At 61.9% G+C, this 22,441-nt stretch carries 20 protein-coding genes; 17 read left to right on the top strand and 3 right to left on the bottom strand.

The genetic code is table 11. The features are described 5' to 3' along the window. Nucleotides 1–258: 258 nt before the first annotated feature. The 9 genes from Q8O69_RS18005 to hrpA all read left to right on the top strand — a co-directional run bounded on the left by Q8O69_RS18005 (nt 259) and on the right by hrpA (nt 12,895). Nucleotides 259–1,632, top strand: a complete 1,374-nt coding sequence (locus tag Q8O69_RS18005) for a glutamine synthetase family protein (protein WP_305593580.1) — start codon at nt 259–261, stop codon at nt 1,630–1,632. Between the two features lie 39 nt (nt 1,633–1,671). Continuing rightward, nucleotides 1,672–3,060 carry an aldehyde dehydrogenase family protein gene (locus Q8O69_RS18000; RefSeq protein WP_305593579.1) on the top strand — a complete coding sequence of 463 codons (1,389 nt, stop codon included), beginning with the start codon at nt 1,672–1,674 and terminating at the stop codon, nt 3,058–3,060. Nucleotides 3,061–3,068: 8 nt separating this feature from the next. Continuing rightward, nucleotides 3,069–4,238, top strand: coding sequence for an iron-containing alcohol dehydrogenase (locus tag Q8O69_RS17995; protein ID WP_305593578.1), 1,170 nt, complete (start codon nt 3,069–3,071; stop codon nt 4,236–4,238). 191 nt (nt 4,239–4,429) lie between these two features. After that, nucleotides 4,430–5,353 (top strand): ABC transporter ATP-binding protein, encoded by a 924-nt coding sequence (locus tag Q8O69_RS17990; RefSeq protein WP_305593577.1) that lies wholly within the window; start codon nt 4,430–4,432, stop codon nt 5,351–5,353. Beyond that, a complete protein-coding gene (locus Q8O69_RS17985) occupies nt 5,350–6,084 on the top strand; it encodes an ABC transporter permease subunit (protein WP_305593576.1) in 735 nt (244 codons plus the stop codon). The genes Q8O69_RS17990 and Q8O69_RS17985 overlap by 4 nt, the downstream gene beginning before the upstream one ends. Nucleotides 6,085–6,092: 8 nt before the next feature. Next, nucleotides 6,093–7,928, top strand: a complete 1,836-nt coding sequence (locus Q8O69_RS17980) for a Gldg family protein (protein ID WP_305593575.1) — start codon at nt 6,093–6,095, stop codon at nt 7,926–7,928. Between the two features lie 146 nt (nt 7,929–8,074). Then, the gene (locus Q8O69_RS17975) at nt 8,075–8,263 is read left to right on the top strand and encodes a 4-oxalocrotonate tautomerase (RefSeq protein ID WP_090251538.1); all 189 of its coding nucleotides are present in this window, start codon (nt 8,075–8,077) and stop codon (nt 8,261–8,263) included. Between the two features lie 225 nt (nt 8,264–8,488). After that, nucleotides 8,489–8,698: a cold-shock protein gene (locus tag Q8O69_RS17970; RefSeq protein WP_305593574.1), complete on the top strand. Its 210-nt coding sequence runs from the start codon at nt 8,489–8,491 to the stop codon at nt 8,696–8,698. Between the two features lie 135 nt (nt 8,699–8,833). After that, on the top strand, nt 8,834–12,895 hold the full coding sequence (gene hrpA, locus Q8O69_RS17965; RefSeq protein WP_305593617.1) for an ATP-dependent RNA helicase HrpA: 4,062 nt from the start codon (nt 8,834–8,836) through the stop codon (nt 12,893–12,895). 64 nt (nt 12,896–12,959) lie between these two features. Here the strand turns inward: hrpA and Q8O69_RS17960 are convergent, their stop codons facing one another. Further along, the gene (locus tag Q8O69_RS17960; RefSeq protein ID WP_305593573.1) at nt 12,960–13,304 is read right to left on the bottom strand and encodes a hypothetical protein; all 345 of its coding nucleotides are present in this window, start codon (nt 13,302–13,304) and stop codon (nt 12,960–12,962) included. A 225-nt stretch (nt 13,305–13,529) separates the two neighbouring features. Between Q8O69_RS17960 and Q8O69_RS17955 the strand changes: the two genes are divergently transcribed. After that, complete coding sequence (locus tag Q8O69_RS17955; RefSeq protein WP_305593616.1) at nt 13,530–14,336, top strand: ABC transporter substrate-binding protein; 807 nt, start codon at nt 13,530–13,532, stop codon at nt 14,334–14,336. Nucleotides 14,337–14,384: 48 nt separating this feature from the next. Here the strand turns inward: Q8O69_RS17955 and Q8O69_RS17950 are convergent, their stop codons facing one another. Beyond that, a complete protein-coding gene (locus Q8O69_RS17950; protein ID WP_305593572.1) occupies nt 14,385–15,470 on the bottom strand; it encodes an NAD(P)-binding domain-containing protein in 1,086 nt (361 codons plus the stop codon). A 36-nt stretch (nt 15,471–15,506) separates the two neighbouring features. Beyond that, nucleotides 15,507–15,854 (bottom strand): helix-turn-helix transcriptional regulator, encoded by a 348-nt coding sequence (locus Q8O69_RS17945; RefSeq protein ID WP_305593571.1) that lies wholly within the window; start codon nt 15,852–15,854, stop codon nt 15,507–15,509. Nucleotides 15,855–16,207: 353 nt separating this feature from the next. Between Q8O69_RS17945 and Q8O69_RS17940 the strand changes: the two genes are divergently transcribed. From Q8O69_RS17940 to Q8O69_RS17910, 7 genes are read left to right on the top strand one after another with little or no spacing between them, the layout of a single operon-like run. Beyond that, entirely contained in the window at nt 16,208–16,348 is a 141-nt protein-coding gene (locus tag Q8O69_RS17940) for a hypothetical protein (RefSeq protein ID WP_305593570.1), read from the top strand. Beyond that, on the top strand, nt 16,345–17,844 hold the full coding sequence (arcD, locus tag Q8O69_RS17935; protein ID WP_305593569.1) for an arginine-ornithine antiporter: 1,500 nt from the start codon (nt 16,345–16,347) through the stop codon (nt 17,842–17,844). The genes Q8O69_RS17940 and arcD overlap by 4 nt, the downstream gene beginning before the upstream one ends. 48 nt (nt 17,845–17,892) lie before the next feature. Next, nucleotides 17,893–19,113, top strand: coding sequence for an arginine deiminase (gene arcA, locus Q8O69_RS17930; protein WP_305593568.1), 1,221 nt, complete (start codon nt 17,893–17,895; stop codon nt 19,111–19,113). Between the two features lie 25 nt (nt 19,114–19,138). Further along, nucleotides 19,139–20,137 carry an ornithine carbamoyltransferase gene (argF, locus tag Q8O69_RS17925; protein ID WP_305593567.1) on the top strand — a complete coding sequence of 333 codons (999 nt, stop codon included), beginning with the start codon at nt 19,139–19,141 and terminating at the stop codon, nt 20,135–20,137. 19 nt (nt 20,138–20,156) lie between these two features. After that, a complete protein-coding gene (gene arcC / locus Q8O69_RS17920) occupies nt 20,157–21,134 on the top strand; it encodes a carbamate kinase (protein ID WP_305593566.1) in 978 nt (325 codons plus the stop codon). Between the two features lie 52 nt (nt 21,135–21,186). Then, nucleotides 21,187–22,134, top strand: a complete 948-nt coding sequence (locus Q8O69_RS17915) for a DnaJ C-terminal domain-containing protein (RefSeq protein WP_305593565.1) — start codon at nt 21,187–21,189, stop codon at nt 22,132–22,134. After that, entirely contained in the window at nt 22,134–22,436 is a 303-nt protein-coding gene (locus Q8O69_RS17910) for a chaperone modulator CbpM (RefSeq protein ID WP_305593564.1), read from the top strand. The genes Q8O69_RS17915 and Q8O69_RS17910 overlap by 1 nt, the downstream gene beginning before the upstream one ends. The last annotated feature ends 5 nt before the right edge of the window (nt 22,437–22,441 follow it).

The following is a 22,441-nucleotide window of genomic DNA, read 5'->3' as shown; positions in this document are numbered from 1 at the left end:
AGTAAGTGAATAGATTTTCTGTCTTGGCTTTACCGGGGATTTCGAACATGGCTTTTGCCCACGATGTTTTCCCTAATTTGTCAGCCAACTCCTCAATCCTGTACCACACTGAACAGGCTTTTTCCGGGTGTTCTAACAGGCGTTGGGTGGTAGTCAGGGCGCGTTGTGCGGTTGTTGTGGGGATGCGCTTGAGACTTTGTTGTTACCCCCGAATGTCGGCCATAACGACAGTCATAACAACAAGAGACAGGTGTATTTATGCTCAATCCGCGAGACGTGAAAACCGTTCAGGATGCCAAGCGCATTGTCGAAGAGCGGGGCCTTAGCCATATCAAGGTCGGGGTGTTTGATAACGATGGGGTGATGCGCGGCAAATACCTCAGTCGCAGCAAGTTCTTCTCTGCCCTCGACAGCGGCTTTGCCTTCTGCGATGTGGTGCTCGGCTGGGACGTGAAGGACCAGCTCTACGACAACGCCCAGTACACCGGCTGGCACACTGGTTACCCGGACGCGCCGGTGCGGGTGTTGCCGCACACATGCCGCGATCTGCCGTTCGAGAACGGCATGTTGCTGTTTATCTGCGAGTTTGCCGAGGCGGCCGAGAAGGTCTGCCCACGCGGCACCCTGCGCCGGGTGGTGGAGCGCTGCAAGGCCATGGGTTTTGATGCCTTTGCCGCGCTGGAATATGAATTCTTTATGTTCGATGAAACCCCGGAGTCGGCCCGCGAGAAGGGCTTTCGCAACCTCAAGCCGTTCACCCCGGACTGGTTTGGCTACTCGATGATCCGCAACTCGGTGCACGCCGAGCTGTACCACGAGATTCTGGAAATGGCCGAGCGCATGGACTTTCCCATCGAAGGCCTGCACACCGAAACCGGCCCCGGCGTGCTGGAGGCGGCCATCGCCTATGACCGCGCCGAAGCCGCAGCCGACAAGGGCGCGCTGTTCAAAACCTTTATGAAGGTGCTGGCCCAGCGCAACGGCCTGATGGCCACCTTTATGGCCAAGTGGTCGGGCAAGTACCCGGGGCAGAGCGGGCATATCCATGTGTCGCTGCGTGATCTGGCCAGCGGCAAGTCGGCGTTCTATGACCCGAGCCAGGCGCACAATATGAGCAAGATTCAGCGCCACTTTCTCGCTGGGCAGCAGCGTTTGATGCCGGAGTTTCTCTGCATGGTGGCGCCAACGCTGAACAGCTACCGCCGGCTGATTCCCGGTTTCTGGGCGCCCACCGATGCCACCTGGGGCGTGGAAAATCGCACCGCCGCGCTGCGGGTAATTCCCGGCAGCGACAAATCCCAGCGTCAGGAGTATCGCCTCGGCGCGGCCGACGGCAATCCGTTTCTGGCCCTGTCGGTGGCCCTCGGCTCTGGGCTGTATGGCGTGATGCAGCAGTGGGAACCGACCGAACCGGTGGTGGGCAATGCCTACGCGATGAAGCACCCCGAGGAGCTGGCCCTGCCGCGCACCCTGTGGGATGCAGCGCAACGGTTGAAGGCTTCGGCGGCGGCGCGGGAGCTGTTTGGCGATGAGTTTGTCGAGCACTTTGCCGCCAGCCGCGAGTGGGAAGAGCGCGAATACCGTCGGCATGTCAGCGACTGGGAATTGGATCGCTACTTCGAAATTATCTAGCGCGCGGCCCCGGCTGATTGGGCTTATGGAGTCTTTTCAATGAGCAAACTGCAATGCATTTCACCCATCGATGGCTCGGTGTATGTCGAGCGCCATCTGGCCTCCAATCCGGAAATTCAGGTGGCGCTGGTCAAGGCCGAACTGGCGCAGCAGGCCTGGAAGAACACCCCGCTGGCCGAGCGCATCGCCATCGGCCGTAAGGCGATTGCTGCCTTCGCCGCCAAGGAAACCCAGCTGGCTGAAGAGCTGTGCTGGATGATGGGCCGGCCGATCCGCTATGCCGCCGGCGAAGTGCGCGGCTTTGTCGAGCGTGCCAGCTATATGGCGGATATCGCCGAACAGGCGCTGGCGGATATCAAGGTGCCGGAAAAGCCCGGTTTTATTCGCTTTATCCGCCGTGAGCCGTTGGGTGTGGCATTGGTGATCGCGCCGTGGAATTACCCCTACCTGACGGCGGTAAACGCAGTGATGCCGGCGCTGCTGGCTGGCAATGCGGTGCTGCTGAAACACTCCGCGCAAACTCCGCTGTGCGCCGAACGCATGGTTGAGGCCTTTAGCGAAGCCGGCTTGCCGGATGGGGTGTTCCAGTATTTGCACCTGAGCCATGGCGAAACCGAGGCGCTGATCCAGGCGCCGACCATCGCCCATGTGGCCTTTACCGGTTCGGTGCCCGGCGGCACCATGGTAGAGCGGGTAGCGGTGGGGCGTTTTCTCAGCATCGGCCTGGAGCTGGGCGGTAAAGATCCGGCCTATGTACGAGCAGATGCCGATCTGACCCATGCGGTGGAAACCACAATTGATGGAGCGTTCTTCAACTCCGGGCAATCGTGCTGCGGCATCGAGCGCATCTATGTGCATGAATCGCTCTACGACGCCTTTGTCGAGCAGGCGGTGGCGCTGGTCAAACAGTACAAGCTCGGCCGTTCCGATGACCCGGAGACCACCCTCGGCCCACTGGTGCGTGCCGAGGCGGCGGACTTCGTGCGTGGGCAGATTCACGACGCTATTGAGCAGGGCGCCACCGCCCATCTGGTACCGGCCGACTTTGCCCTTGACCATCCCGGTACGCAGTACCTGGCGCCGCAGGTGCTGACCAACGTGAATCACGGTATGCGGGTTATGACCGAAGAATCCTTCGGCCCGGTGGTGGGCATCCAGAAGGTCAAGGATGACGAAGAAGCTCTGGCGCTGATGAACGACAGCGAGTTCGGCCTGACCGCCGCGATTTTCAGCCGTGATGTCGACGTCGCCATGGCCCTGGCCGACCGAGTGCAGGCGGGCACGGTGTTTCTCAATCGCTGCGACTACCTCGACCCAGCGCTGGCCTGGACCGGGGTGAAAAACTCCGGACGCGGCTGCACGCTGTCCAGCGTCGGCTTCGAGCACGTCACCCGGCCGAAATCCTTCCACTTCAAAACTCAGTTGTGAGGCGCGCCATGGACCTGAATCACTACCGCATGAACTGGAATTACCCGACCTCGGTGCGCGTCGGAGTTGGTCGTATCAGCGAACTGCCGGCGGCTTGCCGGCAACTGGGCATGAGCGCGCCGCTGCTGGTCACCGACCCAGGCCTGGCCGCATTGCCGATGATCGACCGGGCGTTGTTGCACTGCCGCGATGATGGCCTCAAGGCCGGGTTGTTTCATGGCATCAAGGGCAACCCCACCGGGCAGAACGTCATGGATGGAGTGGCCGCATTCAAGGCCGGCGCACATGACGGAGTGATCGCCTTTGGCGGTGGCTCGGCGCTGGATGCCGGCAAGGCCATCGCCCTGATGGTCGGCCAGGATCGACCGCTGTGGGATTTCGAGGATATCGGCGACAACTGCAACCGCGTCAATGTTGCCGGCATGGCCCCGGTGGTGGCGGTGCCGACCACCGCCGGAACCGGCTCGGAAGTCGGCCGCGCTTCGGTAATCACCGATGATGCGGTGCATATCAAACGCATCATCTTCCACGCGCGCATGCTGCCGGCGCTGGTGATTCTTGATCCCGAGCTGACCCTTGGTCTGCCAGCCAAGATCACCGCCGCCACCGGTATGGATGCGCTGTCGCACAATCTGGAGGCGTTCTGCTCGCCGCTGTTTCACCCAATGGCCGAAGGCATTGCCCTGGAAGGTATGCGCCTGGTGCAGGAGTATCTGCCGCGCGCGGTAGCGCAGGGTAGCGATGTTGAAGCACGCTTACAGATGCTGGTGGCATCAAGCATGGGCGCCACGGCATTCCAGCGCGGCCTGGGCGCCATGCATGCCCTGGCTCATCCGCTGGGCGCGCTGTACGACGCGCACCATGGCCTGCTCAATGCGGTGCTGATGCCTTATGTGCTGGTGGCCAACCGCGAACGTATCGAGCCGCAGATGGAGAAAATGGCGCGCTACCTGAACCTGGCCAAACCCGGTTTCAGTGGCGTGCTGGAGTGGGTGATGGCGCTGCGTGAACAGGTCGGCATCCCGCACAGCCTGGGCGAGATCGGCATTGATGATGCGCGCATCGAGCAGGTCGGGCAGATGGCTGAGGTCGATCCCTCTGCCGGCACCAACCCGATTGCCTTTACGGCTGAGCAATACAGCCAGTTGTTCGAAAAAGCCCTGCGCGGCACTCTCTAGTCTGCGATCTGCCGGGCGCAGGTTGTTAAGCAACCCGCGCCTGGCCCCGCTGTAGCGAACAGATACATGACTCCCCGGTTCTTCGCTTGCGCTGCCTGCGCGTGACTCCTTATAGTCCGCCGGCACTTAAGCGCCCGGCTTGCGTCAGTACCGGCTGCAAGCAGGGCCTGTTACCGCAATGGTGAGAGGCCATGATCGAAATAAAAAACCTAACCAAGCGTTTTGCGCAACACACTGCTGTTGACGACCTGTCCTTCAGTGTTCAACCCGGTGAAGTGCTGGGCTTTCTCGGCCCTAATGGTGCCGGCAAATCCACCACCATGAAGATGCTCACCGGCTTTCTTGCGCCGACCTCCGGCAGCGCCAGCATCCTCGGTTTCGATATCCAGAAAGACACCCTCAAAGCCCAGCGGCAGATCGGTTATCTTCCCGAAGGCGCGCCGTGCTACGGCGATATGACGGTGCGCAGCTTCCTCGAATTTATCGCCGAGGTGCGCGGTTTCAAGGGCACCGAGAAGCGTGAGCGGGTGGCCAAGGCGGTCGCCCAGGTCGAGCTGGAAGCTGTGCTGGAGCAGAGCATCGAAACCCTATCCAAGGGCTTTAAGCGCCGCGTCGGCCTGGCCCAGGCGATTCTGCATGACCCCAAGGTGCTGATTCTCGATGAGCCCACCGATGGCCTCGACCCGAATCAGAAGCACCAGGTGCGCAAGCTGATCCAGAGCTTGGCCTACGACAAGATCGTGATCATCTCCACCCACATTCTCGAAGAAGTCTCCGCGGTCTGCACCCGCGCGGTGGTGATCGCCCACGGCAAGCTGCTGGCCGATGGCACGCCGCTGGAGCTGGAAAGCCGTTCGCGTTATCACCAGGCAGTCACCTTGGTGGCCCAAGAGCCGCTGGATCAGGCCGCACTGGCTGCCTTGCCGGGCGTTGTCGGGGTGGAAGAAAACGCCCTGGAACACAGCCTGAGCATCCTGGCTAAGCCGGGTGAGGTGATCTTCCCGCAGGTCAATGCGCTGATCGCCGAACGTGGTTGGAAGGTCAAGGAGTTGAATGTAGAACGCGGTCGGCTGGACGAAGTGTTCCGCAGCCTGACCCGTGGGGAGGTGGTATGAGTCAGTTGTTGGTGATTTTCAAGCGCGAGCTGGCGAGCTACTTCGCCACGCCGCTGGCCTATGTGTTTATCCTGATCTTTCTGGTGCTGTCCGGGGTGTTCACCTTCTACCTTGGCGGTTTCTTCGAGAGCGGCCAGGCCAACCTGTCGCCGTTCTTCAATTTCCACCCCTGGCTGTATCTGTTTCTGGTGCCGGCGATTGCCATGCGTCTATGGGCCGAGGAGCGCAAGAGCGGCACCATTGAGCTGCTGATGACCCTGCCGATCACCCGTTTCGACGCGGTTACCGGCAAGTTTCTCGCCGCCTGGGCCTTCGCTGGCTTGGCGCTGCTGCTGACCTTCCCGATGGTGATCACCGTCAACTACCTCGGTGAGCCGGACAACGGCGCGATCATCACCGGCTATATCGGCAGCTGGCTGCTGGCCGGCGCTTATCTCGCGATTGGTTCGTGCATGTCGGCGTTGGCGAAGAACCAGGTGATCGCCTTTATCCTGGCGGTGAGCGTGTGCTTCCTGTTTATCGTCAGCGGCTTCCCCATGGTGCTCGACGGTTTCAGTGGCTGGGCGCCGCAGTGGCTGGTGGATGCCGTGGCTTCGCTGAGCTTCCTGACCCGTTTCGATGCGATCAGCAAGGGCGTGATCGACCTGCGCGACCTGCTGTACTTCCTCACCCTGATCGCCGCCTGGTTGGCTGCGACGGCGGTGGTTATCGACCTGAAGAAAGCTGACTGAGGCCGCCCATGAAAAAGCTGATGGTTTCCAGCGCCGGGCTTGCACTCATTGCCCTGGCGTTTCTCGCCTTCAACCTGTTCTCCAGCGTCAGCCTTAGTGGCGTGCGGCTGGATCTGACCGAGCAGAAGCTCTACACCCTCTCAAGTGGCACCGAGCAGATTCTTGCCGAGCTGGACGAGCCGGTGGAGCTGAACTTCTTCTACTCCGACACCGCCACCAAGGACCTGCCGGCGCTGCGCACTTACGCCAAGCGCGTTGAGGAAATGCTCAAGGCTTATCAGCGCGAGGCCGGCGATAAACTCAAGTTGACGATCATCGACCCGGCGCCGTTCTCCGAGGACGAAGACAAGGCCGCCGAATTCGGCCTGCAGGGCATTCCGCTGCAGCAGGGCGGCGACTCGATCTACTTCGGTCTGGCCGGCAAGAATGCCGAAGGCCTGACCCAGGTGATCCCGTTCTTCGCCCTGGATCAGGAAGAGTTCCTTGAATACGAACTCAGCCGTCTGGTGCAAAGCCTGGCCAAGCCCGAGCGGCCGGTGGTCGGCGTGCTGTCTGGCTTGCAGGTCAACGGCGGTTTCGACATGGCTGCGCGTCAACCGACGCCGGCCTGGATGCTGATCGAAGAAATTCGCCAGCTGTTCCAGATCGAAAGCCTCAAGCGCGATGTCGACCTGATCCCCGAGAATGTCTCGGTGTTGCTGCTGATTCATCCCAAGCAGCTGCCCGAGCAGACGCTGTATGCGATTGATCAGTTCGTTCTGCGTGGCGGCAAGCTGCTGACCTTTGTCGACCCGTTCAGCGAGGCCGATACCCAGGCCGAAATGCCCGGCGAAATGGTGGTCGACAAGGCCTCCGACCTGCCGGAACTGTTCAAGGCCTGGGGCCTACGCATGCTGCCGGACCAGGTACTCGGCGACGGCTCCTACGCCATGTCGGTAAGCATGGGCGAAGGCCAGCGCCCGGTGCGCCACGCCGCCTGGCTGACGCTGCCCAAGCGTGCCCTGGATGCCGAGGACATCAGCACCGCCTCGCTGGAAACCATGACGGTGGCCACCGCCGGCATACTTGAGCCTTTGGAAGGCGCGAAAACCCAGTTCACTCCGCTGATTCGCAGCTCGCAGTACGCCATGCCGTTTGATGCCAAACGCTTTGGCATGCTGGCCAATCCGGAAGAGCTGATCCGCGAGCTGGAACCCACCGGTGAGCGCTATACCTTGGCGGCGCGTATCAGTGGCCCGGCGCAAACGGCCTTCCCTGAGGGCATCGAGGGGCAGAAGGATGGCCTCAAGCAGGCGGATAATATCAATGTGATCGTCGTCGCCGACACCGACATGCTCACCGACCGCATGTGGGTGCAGGTGCAGGACTTCTTCGGCCAGCGTATCCCGCAGCCCTGGGCGGATAACGCCGGTTTTGCGATCAACGCCCTGGACAACCTGGCCGGCTCCGAAGCGCTGATCAGCGTGCGTTCGCGTGGTCGCTTTACCCGTCCGTTCGAGGTGGTAGACGCCATTCAGCGTGAGGCCGAGGTCAAGTTCCGTGAGAAGGAACAGGCCCTGCAAACGCAACTGGCCGACACCGAGCAGAAGCTCGCCGCCCTGCAGCAGAGCGATGATCCGAGCAAAGCCCTGGAGCTGACCCCTGAGCAGCAGGCCGCGGTGCAGCAGTTCGTGCAGCAGAAGCTGGCGATTCGTAAGGAACTGCGCGATGTACGCTACCAGCTGAATGCCGATATTGAGGCCCTGGGCAGCACGCTCAAGTTTCTCAACATCGCCCTGGTGCCGCTGCTGCTGACCCTCGGCGTGCTGGCGCTGTGGTTGTGGCGCAGACGCCGTCACGGCTGATCCCGTCTGTACCTGCAAAGGGCCGCTTAATGCGGCCCTTTGTTTTTCTGTCGTCCCGGTCAGATAATGCCCCGCGCATATGCGCCAAGCGGATCGCCGTGACCGATCTAACCAGTCCTGTTGCACCTGTTATGAGGATTAATTAGATGCCTACCCTCCTGGTCAAAATATTCGAAGGCCGCAGCGATGAGATCAAGCGCGAGTACGCCAAAGCCCTGACCGACGCCTCGACCAAAGTGCTCGGCTGCGATGCCAGCGCGGTTGATGTGATTTTCGAAGAGGTCAAAAAAGGCGACTGGGCCACCGGTGGTGTGATGTGGTCTGAGCGCGACTAGCCCTGAGTCGGGGATGGGTTATCCGTTGCACGGTGAGCCCATCCTGTTGCCTGCTTTCTTATCCGTAAATATCGCTGCATAGCTTGTCCTGTATGGCCTGTAGCCTTTCTGTAAAAAGTGCTTTTCAGTCATAAACGCTGTTTTATACTCGGCCTGCGGTTATGGCCGGGCACTCGCCTGCAGGCCGCGCCAAACAATAAAAACTGCACGCTGGAGATACAGGTAATGGCTGAGCGCGAGACAGGCACCGTCAAGTGGTTCAATGATTCCAAGGGCTATGGCTTTATTCAGCGCGAGAGCGGTGCGGATGTGTTCGTGCATTTCCGCGCCATCCGTGGCGAAGGCCATCGCACTCTGCTCGAAGGGCAGAAGGTCGAGTACACGGTAACCCAGGGGCAGAAGGGCCTGCAGGCTGACGACGTGTCAGCGTTCTAGGCTCCATGCCCCTCTAAAAAAGCCCATCGCTGATGGGCTTTTTGCTTTCTGCCCTTTGGTCGTTTTCCCCTAGGCAAAAATGCGACAATCGCCGCCTTCCTGCTCTTCCCCTTGACCCCATCCCGCGATTACCCGATGACCGACGCCACGCCCGCCGTTGACCAACTGCTGAAAAACCTCGACCAGACCCTGCTGGTTGACCGTCATCGTCTGCGCCGGCAGTTGCATGAACTGCGCAAGCAGACGCCGGTGGACGAAGCCAAGTTGGCGCAGTGGCTGCAGCGCTTCGAGGCCTCGCGCGCCAAGGTCGAGGCGCGCCGGCTGAGCGTGCCGCCGATGCGTTACGACGATGCCCTGCCGATTGCCGCCAAGCGCGACGAAATCAAGGCCGCCATCGCTGCGCATCAGGTGGTGGTGATTGCCGGGGAAACCGGTTCGGGCAAGACCACCCAGCTGCCGAAAATCTGCCTGGAACTGGGCCGCGGCGTGCACGGCTTGATCGGCCACACCCAGCCGCGTCGACTGGCGGCACGCAGCGTGGCGACCCGAGTCGCAGAAGAAATCGGCACGCCGCTGGGCGAGCTGGTCGGTTATCAGGTGCGTTTCGAGGATCAGAGCAACGAGCGCAGCCTGATCAAGCTGATGACCGACGGCATCCTGCTGGCCGAGACTCAGCACGACCGCTACCTGGAAAAGTACGACACGATCATCGTCGACGAGGCCCACGAACGCAGCCTGAATATCGACTTCTTGCTGGGCTTTCTGAAGACCCTGTTGGTGCGCCGCCCTGATCTCAAGCTGATCATCACTTCGGCGACCATCGATCTGCAGCGCTTCTCTGCGCACTTCGATGGCGCGCCGATTGTCGAGGTGTCCGGGCGCACCTTCCCGGTGGACACCTGGTACCGTCCGCTGACCGCTGAGCAGGACGAAGACGGCAACCGCGTCGAGGAAGACCTCTCTGTCGACCAGGCGCTTCTCGCCACCCTCGATGAGATCAGCGCTTTCGAGAAAGCCGAAGGCAAGCGACCCGGCGATGTGCTGGTGTTTCTGCCCGGCGAGCGCGAGATTCGCGACGCCGCCGAGGTGCTGCGCAAGGCCAATCTACGCCTGACCGAAGTGCTGCCGCTGTATGCGCGGCTGACCCCGGCCGAGCAGCAGAAGATTTTCGCACCCATGGGCGCACGCAAGATCGTTCTGGCCACCAACGTCGCAGAAACCTCGCTGACCGTGCCGGGCATCCGCTACGTGATCGACAGCGGTACGGCGCGCATCAGCCGCTACAGCTATCGCGCCAAGGTGCAGCGTCTGCCCATCGAGGCCGTGTCCCAGGCCAGCGCCAACCAGCGCAAGGGCCGCTGCGGGCGGGTCGAGCCGGGCATCTGCATCCGCCTGTACAGCGAGGAAGATTTCAACGGCCGCCCGGCCTTTACCGATCCGGAAATTCTGCGTACCAACCTGGCGGCGGTGATTCTGCAGATGCTCCATCTGCGCCTCGGCGAGATTGAGGCTTTCCCGTTTATCGAGCCGCCGGATGGCAAGGCGATTAGCGACGGCTTCAACCTGTTGCAGGAACTCTCGGCGGTTAATCGCGAGGGCCAACTGACGCCGCTGGGTCGTCAGCTGGCGCGTTTGCCGGTGGACCCGCGTCTGGGTCGCATGGTGCTGGAAGGCGCCAAGCAGGGCAGTCTGGAAGAAATCCTGATTATCGCCAGCGCCTTGTCGGTGCAGGATGTGCGCGAGCGCCCATCCGACCGCCAGCAGGCCGCTGACCAGGCCCATGCGCAGTGGAAGGATGTCGATTCCGACTTCGCCGCGCTGATCAATCTGTGGCGCGGTTTCGAGGAGCAGCGCCAGGCTCTCGGCTCAAGCGCGCTGCGCAGCTGGTGCCGTAAGAATTTCCTTAACTACCTCAGGCTGCGTGAGTGGCGCGACGCGCATCGCCAACTGGTGCTGATTACCCGCGACTTACAGCTGTCTGAAGGTGGTCGCGGTCAGGGTAGGAGCGGCCTTGGCCGCGATCAGCAATCTGCAGGCCAGCCCGCGATTGCCGGGGACCGCCGGAATGCCGAACCACAGCTCTCCGCCGCGCTGAAAGAAAAAGAACTGGCCGAAAAAGACCAGGCCGCCCAGCGCGCCAAAGGCTACGCCGCCGTGCATAAGGCGATTCTCGCCGGCCTGCTCAGCCAGATCGGTCAGAAGACCGAAGACGGCGACTATCTCGGTGCGCGTCAGCGGCGCTTCTGGGTGCATCCGTCCTCGGTGATCGGCCGCAAGAAACCTAGCTGGTTGATGGCCGCCGAGTTGGTGGAAACCACCAAGCTGTTTGCGCGCATGGTGGCCAAGATCGAGCCGGACTGGATCGAGCCGCTGGCCGGCCATCTGATCAAGAAAAACCACCTGGAACCGCACTGGGAGAAGAAGCGCGGCCAGGTGGTGGCCTTCGAGCAGATCAGCCTCTACGGCCTGATCGTGGTCGGCCGCCGTCCGGTGCATTTCGGCCCTATTGAACCGGTGGTCTGCCGCGAGCTGTTTATCCGCGAGGGCCTGGTTGGTGGCGAGATCAACTCGCGCGCCAAGTGCCTGACCGCCAATCGCCAGTTGCTGGAAAAGCTCGACGAGCTGGAAGCCAAGGCACGCCGCCGCGACATTCTGGCCGACGATGAAACCCTGTTCGCCTACTACGAGGCGCGCCTGCCGGCGAACATCTATCAGAGCGCGACCTTCGACAGTTGGTACAAGACTGAGAGCGCGAAGAACCCGCAGCTGCTGCTTATGCGCGAAGAAGACGTGCTCGCCCGCGACGCCAAGGAAGTTACCGCTGCGCAGTACCCGGACAGCCTGCGTCTGGGCGAATTGACCTTGCCGCTGAGCTATCACTTCGAGCCCAATCACCCGCGTGACGGCGTCACCCTGCGCGTACCCGCGCCGTTGTTGCCGCAACTGCCGCCTGAACGCCTGGAATGGCTGGTGCCCGGCCTGCTGGAGGCCAAGTGCATGGCCCTGGTGCGCGGCCTGCCCAAGGCGTTGCGCAAGAACTTTGTACCGGTGCCGGATTTTGTCGGCGCCGCCCTGGGCAAGATCAGTTTTGCCGACGGCAGCCTGCCCGAAGCCCTGGGTCGCGAGCTAACGCGCATGACCGGCACGCGGGTCAGCGAGGAAGCCTGGATCGAGTCCGCGTCCCAGATCGAAAGCCATCTGCGGATGAATATCGAAGTGGTCGACAACCAGGGCAAACCCCTGGGCGAAGGCCGCGATCTTGCCGAGCTGACCGCGCGCTTTAGCGAAGCGACCCAGGCCGGCCTGGCCTTGCCAAAAACTGCCAAGAGCCAGCAGCCGGTGGAGGCCAAGGCCTTTAGCGAAGTGGCGGCGAAGACCCAGCAGCAGGTCGCCGGTCTGTCCATGACCGTCTACCCGGCGCTGGTGGAAGAGGCGGGCGTGGTCAAGGAAGGGCGCTTCCCGACTTTGGCCGAAGCCGAGTTTCAGCATCGCCGCGCCCTGCAGCGTTTGCTCTTGCAGCAGTTGGCTGAGCAGGCCAAGTTTCTGCGCGGCAAGCTACCGGGGCTGACCGAGCTGGCGCTGCTGTACCGCGACATGGGCCGCGTTGATGCCTTGGTCGAAGATATTCTGCTGGCCAGCCTCGACAGCTGCATCCTCGAGGGTAGCGAGCCGCTACCGCGTGACGGTGCCGGTCTGGCGGCCCTGGCCGAGCGCAAGCGCGGCGACTGGACCAGCGAGGCCGAACGCCTGGCCAAGCTGTGCCTGGAAATTCTCAAGCTGTGGCACGGGCTGCAGAAGCGCTTTAAGGGCAAGATCGACCTGGCCCAGGCCATGGCGCTCAACGACATCAAGCTGCAGCTGAGCAACCTGGTCTATCCCGGCTTCGTCCGCGAAACCCCGGCGCAGTGGCTTAAGGAAGTGCCGCGTTATCTCAAGGCCATTGAGCAGCGTCTGGACAAGATCGCCGGCCAGGTGCAGCGCGACCGCGTCTGGAGCGGCGAGCTGGCGGGCTATTGGGAGCAATACCAAGCGCGCCTGGGCAAACACAGCCAGGAAGGCAAGCGCGACCCGCAGCTGGTGCTGTACCGCTGGCTACTGGAGGAATACCGCGTGTCGCTGTTCGCCCAGCAGCTGGGCACCAAACTGCCGGTATCGGACAAGCGTCTGAGTAAGCAGTGGAGCGTGGTCGAAGGCTAGCAGGTTGTTGAAAACTACCTGCGCTGGCGGCCTCCCTAGGCTTTCAACGGCCTGCTAGCCGTGGCTATTCTTCGGTTGCTGCCTGGCAGTCCACCAGGTCATCGTCTTCGATCAGCCAGGTTTCCGACGCGCTCACCGTAACGCCCTGCAGTACGCACACATCTTCATCCTCATCGACCAGGCGGATGTCCCACTCACCTGGGGTGACGCCCGTTAGCGACAGGGTCATGCCGGACTCCAGCACGTGTTCGCCGAGGTGATCTTCCCCCCAGTTCTCCTCGTCACTGGGTGAGAAATAGAGCTCGTGGATCTCCCAGGACGACTGGTTCTCCACATCAATGTCCGCCGCATGGGCGGGCAGGCTGAGCAGCAGGGTTAAAACAGCAAGCGCGGTGGGTAGGGTTTGCATCGGATGATTCTCCGCGATTCAGGTTATGGCCTAACAACCATGGTTGCTGACTGCCGCGAGGTCAAATCGTCGGACGCGCCATCAATGTTGCTCGATCCCGCGACACTTTTATGCAAACCCTGCTTGTTCCACGACAAACGCCGTATTTATACGGGTATATGGCTTGCTGGCACGCGGGACTCTGCTGCTAGACTCAGGCCACAGCCCGTCGAGCCCGCGTGAGTGATGATCTTGATTGCAGTCGATGTACGCCGCTCGCCCTTACTGCGCCTCCGCTTGTTGCTTGCCCTGTTGCTGCTGGCCTGTTGGCCGGGGCTGGCGGCAGCTGCCTGCGAGAAAACGCTGCGTTGGGATGATGATCCGCCGTTCAGCATGCAGACGGCAGATGGTGCGGTGGTCGGTATCGATGTTGAAATCAACCGCGCAGCACTGGCGCGCCTGGGCTGCCAGATCAAACTGCGCAAACTGCCTTGGGCGCGGGCGCTCAAGGAACTGGAGCTGGGCCGTCTGGATATTCTACCTGGCGCCTTCCGCCGGCCAGAGCGCGAGGTCTATGCGCACTTCTCCGGCCCGGTGCTGCCGCCCTCGCGCAATATTCTGTTTATGCATGCCCCTGCGCTGCAACGCTGGCCCATCACACAACTGCTGGAGCTGCAGCACAGCGAATTCCGCCTGGGCGCGCAGATCAACGTGGCCTACGGCGCGGACTATGAGCAGCTGATGGGTGATCCGGCGTTTGCCGCGCGGGTCGTGCAGGTGGCCAACCGCAACAACCTCTGGCGCATGGTCGGCAAGGGCCGTATCGATGGCGTGATTGCCGACGAAAACACCGGTGCCTACGAAATCCAGCAACTGGGCCTCAGCGAGCGGATCAAGCCTACCGCAGTAGTGGTGTCCAGTGACGCCGCAGAGGTGGCCTTCAGCAAGAAGTCGATTGAGTCCGACTTTGTTCAGGCCTATTCCGATGCGCTGCGCGAGCTGGTGGTGGATGGCCGGTATACGCGGATTGTGCAGCGCTATATACAGCCGTAAGCGCCGCCGCTTCGCCGATATGCGCGGCCCATGGCCGCGAGCTTTTGCTCAGCGCTGCAGTACCGCGCTGTGCATGTCATCCGGGGTGCGCAGATGGCGCAGCAGGTGCGGCAGGATGTATTGCGCATCTGGCCCCACACCGCGCAGGGTTGCAGAGGCAAAGTTGCGCTGTCTGGGCATGCCGACAAAGTACAAGCCGGGCACGTGCAGGGCTCGCCCGTCGCGCTGCACTACCTGGCCTCGTGCGTCGAGCACTGGCAGGCCTTCGAGAAAGGGCAGGTTAGGGCGATAACCGGTGGCAAATATCAGGCTATCAACCGCTTCATGCTGGCCATCGGCCCAGACAATGCCGCTTGCCGTGACCTGGGTGAACATGGCTTTTTGTGTGAAGTATCCGTTTTTAAGCGCTTTTCGATAGGTGCCGTCATCCAGCACCGGTGTGCTCTGGTCGCTTAGCCAGCGGGTTTTCTCCAGGCCTGTCCATTTCATCCAGCTATGGAAATCGGCCCCCAGTATCCGCTGTGGCGTGAAGCGGACCGCCTCCCGCGTAGCCAGCGTAACGCCCGCCACCTGGGCCAGGTCATAAGCGATCTGTACGGCCGAGTTTGCCGCGCCAATCACGATGATGCGTTGCCCACGAAAAGGCTCTGCATTGCGGTAATCGGCACTGTGCAGCCGAGTGCCGCTGAAGTGTTCGAGCCCCGGGATATCGGGTAGGTAGGGGCGACTAAAGGCGCCCGATGCGACGATTACTGCTCCTGCCAAGAAGCGTTGGCCGTCAGCGGCAGTTACCTGAAAGCCCCCATCGTGCTGATCAATATGCGTGACCTGAATCCCTTGGCGGATGGGCAGTTGAACATGCTCGGCATACGTCGCCAGGTAGTGCACCACTTCATCGCGAGTGGGGTAGTGGCCTGGCGCTGCGGGGAAGGGCATGCCCGGCAGTGCGGAGTAGGCGGCCGGCGAGAACAGTTCGAGGCTGTCGTAGTAGTGACGCCAATTGCCGCCCGGTTGCTGCTGCTCATCGAGAATCAGAAAGTTCAGGCCCTGCTGCTGCAAGTGCCAGCCGCTGGCCAACCCGGCCTGACCGGCGCCGATAACGATGACATCGTAGCTTTGAATCATATTGTTCATAAGTGCGCACCTATACACATATTTGCCTAAATAAAATCACTCCGCCCGGCCTGGGCAGCACAGCGGAGTGATGTTTTTGGTGTGGGTGAGGATGCTTTCCAGGCGCTGGGTAATGGCTGGGCCATCCACTTCGTAGAACACCTGGCGGCCAACCTTCGTGGCGCGGACGATGCCGGCATCAAGCAGCACCTGCAGATGGCGCGAAACCACTGAGCGCTCCTGCGGCAGTTCAGCGGCAATCTCGGTGACATCTGCGCGCCCCAGAAGCATGACGCGCTTGAGTACGGCCACGCGTGGCGCCTCGCATAGGGCTTTGAAGAACGCGCCATCGAGTGACGCGATGGCGGCTTCGATGGCTTGGGTTCGGGATAGAGGTGTATTCATGTGGCGACTATATGTGCGTGTGCGTGCACATGTAAAGCGCCATTCAAGGCTTTATGCCGTCGCCATAACTTGGGCAGGGCTGCTCAGGTGATAAAGGCCGCGCGAGTCTGACGCGGCCGCTAATGCTTGGCGGCGAGCCAACGCGGCCGTTGGCGGCAGGCGGAAATCGCTCAGCAGCCATTAGATATGCCTAGCCAAGATCGACGGATTTGCCGTCCTGTTGGCGAGCGCCTGAAGGCTCTACGTGTGCTTGCGAACAGACAGCTCAAGCCAGGGCGAACAGACTGGTAGGGATAACCAGATCTGCGCGTACTTCACGTTTTGGCTGGCATCACCCTGCACAGGTATTTGCGATGAATTCGCTGTATTCCATCGTTTACCGCTACATCGTCATGGGGCTCGCGCCCGCTGTGCACGCGCCAAGCGCCGCGTCGTTTGCAATGAAGTTCAAGGCGCTGTGCTGTGTGCCGGCTTCTGCGGGTTGGGCGGCATGAAGGCCGCAGACGCATTACCTTCAGCAGCAACCGCAGATGTTGCGGGTCTATCCGCCAGCACAACGTCAACCAAGATCAGCGCCACACAGGCACCCGCTAAGCTCGGCCTTGGCTTGCTGGTGGCGCTGGTGGTCGGCTCGATTATCGGCAGCGGGATCTTCGGTCTGCCGCAGAACATGGCAGCCGGCGCGGGTGCCGGTGCCATCCTGATCGGCTGGACCATTACCGGTATCGGCATGTTGCTGCTGGTGCGGGTCTACCAGATGCTCTCGCTGCGCAAACCCGAACTCGACAACGGCGTCTACGCCTATGCCCGCGCATTGTCGGGTGAGTACGTCGGCTTCAACTCCGCCTGGGGTTACTGGGTCAGCGCCTGGATCGGCAATGTCGGTTATCTGGTGGCGGCGTTCGGTGCGCTGGGCTTCTTCTTTCCGGTGTTCGGCAGCGGCAACTCGCCGGCCGCCATCGCGGGCGCTTCCATCGTGCTGTGGGTCATCCACTTGCTGGTGCTGCGCGGTATTCAAGGTGCTGCGGTACTGAATGCGGTGGTCACGCTGGCCAAGATCGTGCCGCTGCTGCTGTTTATCGCGCTGGTGGCCATGGCCTTCAAGGTGGAAACCTTCAGCCTGAACTTCTGGGGCGATGCCAGCCTCGGCTCGGTGCTTGATCAGGTCAAGAGCACCATGCTGGTGACGGTCTGGGTGTTTATCGGCATTGAAGGCGCCAGTGTGTATTCGGCACGGGCGCGCAAACGTGAGGACGTGGGGCGCGCCACAGTTATCGGCTTTCTGATCTGCTTGCTGCTCTTGATGTCGGTGTCGTTGCTGTCGCTTGGGGTATTCAGCCAGCCGACCCTGGCCGGCCTGAAAAACCCATCAATGGCGGGCGTACTGCAAGACGCTGTTGGCACCTGGGGCGCGGTACTGATCTACGTCGGCCTGATTGTCTCGGTGGGCGGCGGCTTTCTGGCCTGGATGCTACTGGCGGCGGAATCCCTGTTCAGCCCAGCGGGCGGCGGCGTGATGCCGAAGTGGCTGGGGCAGACCAACGACAAGCACGTGCCGGCCAATGCGCTGTGGCTCACCAACGGCATGGTGCAGCTGTTTCTGATTCTGACGCTGTTTTCCGAGGCGTCTTATCTGGCGCTGATCTCGCTGTCCACGGCGATGATCCTGCTGCCCTACCTGTTCAGCGCGGCCTACGGCCTGTTGCTGGCCTGGCGCGGTGAGGGCGTCAAAGCGGCCATCCAGCGTGCTGACGTGCCCATCGCTGCGTTGGCCACGGTCTACTGCTTATGGCTGCTGTACGCCGCCGGCTTCAAGTATCTGCTGCTCAGCGCCCTGCTTTATGTCCCGGGCGTGCTGCTCTATGCCTGGGCCAAGCGCCAGCGTCAGGAACGCATGTTTACCCCTTGGGAGTGGGCGATTCTGGCCGCTCTGGTGGTGCTGGCCGGCGTAGCCGCCACGCTGCTGCTGATGGGGCGGCTCGGGCTGTAAGCGCTCTGCATTTTGCATCTGCGCATTTGTGAACAGGAATTCAATGTCATGACGACCCAAGGTTTGCACTCTGAAATTGGCCGCTTGCGCCGTGTACTGGTGTGCCGCCCAGGTCTCGCGCAGCAGCGCCTGACGCCGGCCAATTGCCGCGATTTACTGTTCGACGACGTACTCTGGGTCGAGCAGGCACGCAACGATCACGCCGCCTTCACCAATGCCATGCTCAGCCGCGATGTTGAGGTACTGGAGCTGCATGACCTGCTGGCTACCAGCATGGCCAACCCAGAGGCGCGCACCTGGCTGCTGGACCGCAAACTCGCCCAAGGCACTGTCGATAGCGAGTTGGCGCAGCAACTAAGGCCCTGGCTAGAAGCACTGCCGCCCATGCGCCTGGCTGAACACCTGATCGGCGGGCTGGCGCGTGCCGAGCTGCCGTTTGAGCCAGAAGGGCTGCTGGCCCGCTATGCCACTGCGCATGACTTCCTTCTGCCGCCGCTGCCCAACACGCTGTTTAGCCGCGACAGCAGCTGCTGGATCGGTGATGGCGTGGTGCTGTGCCCCATGTACTGGCCGGCTCGGCGGCAGGAAACGCTGCTGACTGCTGCGGTCTATCGCTTCCATCCGCTGTTCGCTGGCAAGACGAAAATCTGGTGGGGCGACCCCGATGTCGATCATGGCGGTGCGACCCTGGAAGGCGGTGATCTGATGCCGCTGGGGCATGGCGTGGTGTTGGTCGGCATGGGCGAGCGCACCTCGCCGCAGGCTGTAAGCCAGCTGGCCCGGGCATTGTTTGCCCAGGGCGCAGCCACCCACGTGTTGGCCGCGCAGATTCCCAAGTCGCGCGGTGCGATGCACCTGGACACCGTATTTACCTTCTGCGACGTGGACCTGGTGACCTGCTTCCCCGAAATGGTTGACGCGATCCGCGTGCACAGCCTGCGCCCCGGCGAGCGCGAAGGCAGCCTGGATGTGCGCAGCGAAAGCCAACCCTTCCTGGAGGTTGTGGCCGCAGCACTGGGCCTGGCCAAGCTGCGTTCGGTCGCCACCGGCGGCGACGCCTGGCAATCCGAGCGTGAGCAATGGGACGACGGCAACAACCTGCTGGCGCTGGCTCCGGGCGTGGTCATGGGCTACGCCCGCAATACCCACACCAACACCCTGTTGCGCAAAGCCGGTGTTGAGGTGATCACCATTCCCGGTTCGGAGTTGGGCCGCGGTCGTGGTGGTAGCCATTGCATGAGTTGCCCGATTGAGCGTGACGCGCTTTGACCTCTATCCCCTTTGAGAGCAGCCCATGAGCTTTAACCTGCACAACCGTAGCCTGCTGGCATTGAAGGATTTCGCCCCCGATGAGGTGCGCTACCTGCTCGACCTGGCCGCCGAACTCAAACGCTCGAAAGCGGTGGGCAACGAGCAGCCGCGCCTTACGGGTAAAAACATCGTGCTGATTTTTGAGAAACCCTCGACGCGTACCCGCTGCGCATTCGAAGTGGCGGTGCACGACCAAGGCGGGCACGTGACCTATCTGGATGCCGGCAGCTCGCAGCTCGGCCACAAGGAATCGTTGAAGGACACCGCCCGCGTTTTGGGGCGCTACTACGACGGCATCGAGTACCGCGGCTTTCATCAGAGCGTGGTTGAGGAGCTGGCGCTTTACGCCAAGGTGCCGGTGTGGAACGGCCTGACCGATGAGATGCATCCCACACAGATCCTCGCCGACTTGCTGACCATGCAGGAGTTTGGCGAAAAGCCGCTGCATGAATTGAGCTTCTGCTACCTCGGCGACGCCAGCTTCAACATGGGCAGCTCGCTGCTGGTGGGCGGCACGCAAATGGGTATGGATGTGCGTATCTGCTCGCCAACTGATCTACAGCCACCTGCCGAACTGGTGGCGCAAATGCGCGAGCTGGCCAGCCGCACCGGGGCACGCATTACCCTGGAAAGCGACCCGCTGAAGGCCGTGGCCGGCGCAGATTTTCTCTACACCGATGTCTGGGTCTCAATGGGCCAGGACGATGCGGTGTGGCAACAGCGCATCGATAAACTGCTGCCCTATCAGGTGACCACGGCGCTGATGCAGGCCACTGGCAAGCCACGCAGCAAGTTCATGCACTGCCTGCCCGCTTTCCACAATCTGGAAACCGAGGTGGGCCGCGAGGTGCACGAAAAATATGGCCTGAGCGAGATTGAAGTCACCGACGAGGTGTTCGAGTCCGACGCCTCCATCGTCTTCACCCAGGCCGAGAACCGTATGCACACCATCAAGGCCGTGCTGGTCGCGACCCTCGGATGACGCCGCCAGGAGCCCACTCATGAAAGTCGTCGTCGCCCTGGGCGGGAATGCCTTGCTGCGACGTGACCAGCCGCCCACAGCGGAAAACCAGTTAGCCAACATTCGCCGCGCCGCCGCCCAATTGGCGCGCGTGGCCGCCAACCACGACCTGGTGCTGACCCATGGCAACGGCCCGCAGGTGGGGCTATTGGCCCTGCAAGCGGCGGCCTACATTGACGTGGACGCCTACCCGCTGGACGTGCTCGGCGCGCAAACCGACGGCATGATCGGCTACCTGCTTGAGCAGGAGCTGGCCAATCTGTTGCCCGCAACGCGGGCGATCACCACGCTGATCACCCGGGTGGAAGTGGATCTGCAGGACCCGGCCTTCGGCCACCCGAGCAAACCCATCGGGCCGATCTACACCCAGGCCGAGTCCGTACACGTGGCTGCTGCCAGGGGCTGGAGCATGGCGGCGGACGGTGCTGCGTTCCGCCGCGTGGTGGCCTCGCCTCAGCCGCTGCGCGTGCTCGGCATACAGGCGATCCGCTGGCTGTTGGAGCGGGGCGCACTGGTGATTGCGGCCGGTGGCGGCGGTATCCCGGTGGCGCGCCATGGTGAGGGCAAGGTTCTGCATGGCGTGGAAGCGGTGATCGATAAAGACCTGTGCAGCAGCCTGCTGGCGCGTGAGCTGCATGCCGAGGTGCTGGTGATTGCCACCGATGTGGCGGCTATCTACCTCGATTGGGGCAAACCCACGCAACGCGCCCTCGGCGCGGTCACGCCACAACAACTGAGTGAGCACGCGTTCGCCGCAGGCTCCATGGGGCCTAAGGTCGCAGCTGCGCAGGCTTTCGTCCTGGCGACCGGTCAGCGTGCGGTAATCGGTTCGCTGGAGCAGATCGAAGAGATGCTCGCCGGCACCGCCGGCACTCAGGTCTGTCCGGCAGTGATGGACACGGCCCCAGAATCAGCAATGCCAACTCTCTTGATCTCTGACAAAACCTCTCGCACCTGAGCAGCGTTTACTGCTGCAAGCAACGTGTCGGTAGACGACCCAAGGTGGCTCGATGGACTTCAAGGATTACTACAAGGTGCTCGGGCTTGAACCGGGGGCAGATGACAAAGCCGTGAAGACGGCTTACCGCAAACTGGCGCGCAAATATCACCCCGACGTCAGCAAGGAAGCGGATGCGGAAAATAAATTCAAGGAAGTCGCCGAAGCCTATGAGGTGCTGAAAAGCGCGGAAAAGCGCGCCGAGTACGATGAACTGCGCAAATACGCTGAACAAGGCCGCCCCTTTGAGCCGCCACCGGGCTGGCAACCGTCAGGTCATGCGGGGTTTACCGGTGGTAACAGTGCTGGCAGTGAGTATTCCGAGTTTTTCGAGTCGCTGTTTGGTGGCGCGGGGCGTTTCCAGGACGCCGGCCGCAGCCGCGCGCGCAGAGGCCAGGACGTTGAAATGGCTCTGCCGTTGCTGCTGGAAGAAACCCTGAGCGATGACACCAAGACCATTGCCTTCCAGCTCCCGCAATACAGCGCTGACGGTCAGCCTTTGCCGGCGATCAGCAAGACCTTGAATGTAAAAATCCCGCCTGGGGTCAGCAATGGCGAACGCATCCGCCTGAAAGGGCAGGGCGCGCTGGGGGTTGGTGGCGGCGGCCATGGCGACTTGTATTTGGTCATTCACTTCGTGCCCCACCCTTTGTTCGACGTAGAGGGGCACAACCTGGTCCTCACCGTGCCATTGGCGCCTTGGGAGGCCGTGCTGGGCAGCCAAGTTACGCTGCCGACACTGAGAGGCAAAATCAACCTGCGCATACCCGCCAATACCCAAGCAGGGCAACGGCTGCGGGTCAAAGGCAAGGGGCTGCGCAACAAAGCCGGCGAGCCGGGTGACCTGTATGCATTGTTCAAGATCGTCATCCCGGCGCAAGCCGACGAGCCTGTGCGTGCGCTATGGGCACAGCTGGCCGAGCAAGCCGCCTTCAATCCGCGCGCGCAGTGGAGCCAGTGATGAGTAGCCAGATCCTGCAATTAGATATTCACGAGTTCTGCCTGTGCGCTGAGCTGCCGCAGGCGGTGCTGCTGGAGATTGTCGAGCACGGCATCGTCGAACCCTGCGGTGCTACACCGGAGCAATGGCGGTTTAGTAGCCATGCACTGTCCGTCGCCAAGCGGGCGTTGCGCTTACAGGTTGAACTGCAACTTGAGTGGGCCGGTGTGGCCCTGGCGTTGCAGTTGCTTGATGAGCTGGAGCAGCTGCGCGCCGAAAACAGCCACCTGCGGCGCCGCTTGAGCCGCTTCGAACAGCCCTAGCTCGC

Origin of the sequence: Pseudomonas sp. (assembly GCF_030690725.1) — a bacterium.
Classification (GTDB): Bacteria; Pseudomonadota; Gammaproteobacteria; order Pseudomonadales; family Pseudomonadaceae; genus Aquipseudomonas.
This window is presented reverse-complemented; position numbering and strand designations above follow the sequence as displayed.